This is a genomic window from Nonomuraea spiralis (genome assembly GCF_014648435.1).
In the GTDB taxonomy this organism is placed as follows: domain Bacteria; phylum Actinomycetota; class Actinomycetes; order Streptosporangiales; family Streptosporangiaceae; genus Nonomuraea; species Nonomuraea spiralis.
In genome coordinates, this window is record NZ_BMRC01000074.1 from 1 (window position 1) to 3246 (window position 3246).

The 3246-nt window shown below is 67.5% G+C and carries 4 protein-coding genes; 3 read left to right on the top strand and 1 reads right to left on the bottom strand.

Annotated features, from left to right (window positions below):
* Nucleotides 1–321 precede the first annotated feature (321 nt).
* The 3 genes from IEZ27_RS53310 to IEZ27_RS53320 all read left to right on the top strand — a co-directional run bounded on the left by IEZ27_RS53310 (nt 322) and on the right by IEZ27_RS53320 (nt 2109).
* A complete protein-coding gene (locus IEZ27_RS53310) occupies nt 322–867 on the top strand; it encodes a winged helix-turn-helix domain-containing protein (protein WP_189654300.1) in 546 nt (181 codons plus the stop codon).
* Nucleotides 864–1328, top strand: a complete 465-nt coding sequence (locus IEZ27_RS53315; protein ID WP_229825347.1) for a transposase — start codon at nt 864–866, stop codon at nt 1326–1328. Before IEZ27_RS53310 ends, IEZ27_RS53315 begins: the two co-directional genes overlap by 4 nt.
* Nucleotides 1329–1464: 136 nt before the next feature.
* Nucleotides 1465–2109, top strand: coding sequence for a class I SAM-dependent methyltransferase (locus IEZ27_RS53320; protein WP_189654301.1), 645 nt, complete (start codon nt 1465–1467; stop codon nt 2107–2109).
* A gap of 322 nt (nt 2110–2431) precedes the next feature.
* Here the strand turns inward: IEZ27_RS53320 and IEZ27_RS53325 are convergent, their stop codons facing one another.
* The gene (locus IEZ27_RS53325) at nt 2432–2671 is read right to left on the bottom strand and encodes a hypothetical protein (protein ID WP_189654302.1); all 240 of its coding nucleotides are present in this window, start codon (nt 2669–2671) and stop codon (nt 2432–2434) included.
* Between the last annotated feature and the right edge of the window lie 575 nt (nt 2672–3246).

Genomic DNA, 3246 nt, shown 5'->3' on the forward strand with positions numbered 1-3246 from the left:
CTTGGTTTGCGCCTTCGAAGGATCACGCGATGGCCGTCATCATTTCACGACGACACACCTGTTGACCAGGTCAAACTCGTACACCACTCCCGTGGACGCAACCGGGGCGCCTGGACTGAAGGCATCACTGCTGTCCGGCGGAACAGGTCTACATATTCTGGGCATCGTGATCACACCGCATCCGCCTGGGGAACCTCGCCCCGTTCAAGGAGGCGCCTTCTACGACGCGCCGCAGGTCGCGGACCGCTACAGAGGTTGAAAGACTGAGGTATCACCACGTGGTTGCATGCTCATGGCTGGGTTCGGGAGTATGCCGGAGGGATGCGTTATCCGGATGGTGGTGGTCTGACCCCGGCGGCGCGAGCCAAGCGTGAACAGGTCCGCTTGGAGGCTGCCGGGCTGTTCGCCGCGGGCATGTCGCCGCCTCAGGTGGCCAAGAGGCTGCGGGTCTCGCGTAAGTCGGCCTACGTCTGGCACCGGGCCTGGCGCACAGCGGGAGCCGAGGCACTGGTCTCGAAGGGGCCGGGCGGGCAGCGCTGCCGGCTGAACGCCGCGCAAGTGCAGCGGTTGGAGGCCGCCTTGGACGCCGGTCCGGCCGTGTGGGGGTGGAGCGAAGATCAGCGGTGGACCCTGGCCCGGGTCACGGTGCTGGTCGGCAGGTTGTTCCACGTCTCCTACACCCCGCGCGGGATCTCCTACCTGCTGCACCGGCTGGGCTGGAGCCCGCAGGTCCCCCAGCGCCGCGCCGCCGAACGTGACGAAGAGGCGATCGCCACCTGGGTGAAGGACACCTGGCCGCTGGCGGAACAACGGCGCGGGATCAGGACGCCTGGATCTGCTTCGCCGACGAAGCAGGCCAGTCGCTGAGGCCGCCCAAGGCCCGCACCTGGTCCCGCCGTGGCTGCACCCCGACCGTCACCGTCTCTGGTAAAGGCTCCGGGCGCGTCAACCTGGCCGCTCTGATCTGCCTCAAGCCCGGGCAGCGGACCCGGCTGATCTACCGCATGAGGATCTACCGGCGTCGCAAGAACGAACGCAAAGGGTTCACCGAGAGTGACTGCGCCCGTCTGCTGGACGCGGCCCACCAGCAGCTCGGCGGGCCGATCGTGCTGATCTGGGACAACGTCAACATCCACGTCGACGCCCTGATGCGCAGCCTGATCGACACCCGCCCGTGGCTGACGGTGTTCTCCTTACCGACCTACGCGCCCGAACTCAACCCTGTGGAGACTGTGTGGTCGCACCTCAAACGCGGCCTGGGCAACCTGGTCCCCTGCACGCTCGACGAGCTCGCCGCGGTCATCCGCAGCCGGCTCAAGCAGATGTAGTACCGCCCCGACCTCCTGGACGCCTTCCTGGCACACACCGGCCTGATCACGAGCCCGAGATCGACATGACACCCCGACCTTTCAACCTCTGTACCTGCGGCACCGCCACAGCGGGGTGCACAGCCCCAACCACGTCATGGAGGAACCAGCACTCCTTGACGAACTGGGGCTGGTCACCGGCCTCCGCGTGCTGGACCTCGGGTGCGGGGACGCCGCCATCGGCCGCACCCTGCTCGCCGCCGGCTGTCGTAGTTACCTCGGCATCGACGGCTCCACCGAGATGACGCGAGCGGCCACGGCCACCCTCGCAGGAACCCCGGGCCGCGTGGAAAGGATGGACATCGAGAGGTTCTCCGCCCCGCCACGCACTTTCGATCTGATCATCTCCCGCTTGGCGCTGCATTACGTCGACGATCTCGACGCCGTCCTGGCGGCCTGCCGGCACTGTCTATCACCAGGCGGACGACTGCTGATCACGGTCGTTCACCCTGTCATCACCTCCCACGAAGCTCGCCAGAGCACAGAACAAGCACGCACCGACTGGGTCGTCGACGACTACTTCCACCCCGGAACCCGCCAGCGCGACTGGCTGGGCAACACCGTCACCTGGCATCACCGGACCATCGAGGACTACGTCACCGCCCTGACACGCGCGCAGTTCGCCATCACCGCGCTGCGCGAATGCCCACCTCGCCCCGATCGCTTCAATGGCGACATGGCCGCACTCGCACGTCGCCAGCGCGTTCCACTCTTCCTCCTCCTGGCAGGCTCACGAGCCTGAGCCACGGCGTTCAAGACCGGCTCCAGTCCGCGGGCCGGGGCCGCGATTGATCGCACCTGGCCGACCGACTTGCCTTACGTGCCTGACAAGATCATAACGCCCTGACCTGCGAGAAGAGGTCAACAACCCAAGATAACGATGGAGGCCGGTGGGGAGGCGGGCGCTCGCCAGGCGGACACAGCAGCCGAGGCGCATGTGGACGGGTTGCAAAACGCGAGGAGGGCAGTGCCCTTCATGCCTGCGCGCGCCAGGCTCGCTCTCCCTTGGCGAGGGCACGAGCCTGGCCTTGCTCACGGTCCCGGCCGGGAATCCAGCACGGGCCTCAGCCGCCGGTGTGGGGCCAGAAGTCGTCGCCCATGGGGGCGATCCCACCGGCGCCGGGGTAGTAGTCGTCCTTCGGAGCGATCCCGCCAGTGGCGGGCCAGTAGTCGTCGCCCATCGGGGCGATCCCGCCGGCGCCGGGGTAGTGGTCTTCCTTGGCGGCTGCCGGGCCGGCGGCCAGGGCGAGTCCGACCGCTGCCAGTAGCCCGATCGCGGCCAGTTTGAGCGTCGTCTTGGTCATGCCGTCACCTTTCGTCACTCTCGATGTGTGATCTCTGCCCGTGCCCCGGGACGGGCACGGGACCCAGTGCACAACGCGGGGCCGCCGCCTGTCCCGCTGTTCCAGCCTGAGCAGGAACAGGCAGCGTGCGGCCCCACACCTGTCGGCGGTGGCATCTCTCCAGGGCCCGATGGCCGACAGCGCAGCCGGCGGCCCGGCGTGCCAGCCCTTGGACGGAAGCTTGCCGTCGCCGAGCTCCGGGGTGAGGAACCGGCGGACAGCCGTTGGCGCTGAGAAGGATCAAGAAGGGGTGTGGCGGGAACACGGCAGAATCGGGCCGCGTCCATCTGAGAGCGCAGGTTGGGAGGCGGGGGCCGAGAGCAGCGGTTTCGGCGGTGGGCCGCCGTGACGAATCCAGCGCCCGAATCGCCGTCAATGAGGTGACGGCAGAGTGATCACTACGATCGGCAGCATCAACAGCCCCGCCGAGCTCGGGTGAAGTCAAGGGGTCGTCGCAACACTGATTGATCAACTGGCGAGTGCCAGGAGCTTGGTGAGACGCTCGGCTGGGGTTTCCCAGCCGAGCGTTTTGCGTG

Coding starts and splice junctions, on each gene's coding strand:
- IEZ27_RS53320 (WP_189654301.1), top strand. CDS start 1,465: ATGGAGGAACCAGCACTCCTTGACGAACTGGGGCTGGTCACCGGCCTC.
- IEZ27_RS53325 (WP_189654302.1), bottom strand. CDS start 2,671: ATGACCAAGACGACGCTCAAACTGGCCGCGATCGGGCTACTGGCAGCG.
- IEZ27_RS53310 (WP_189654300.1), top strand. CDS start 322: ATGCGTTATCCGGATGGTGGTGGTCTGACCCCGGCGGCGCGAGCCAAG.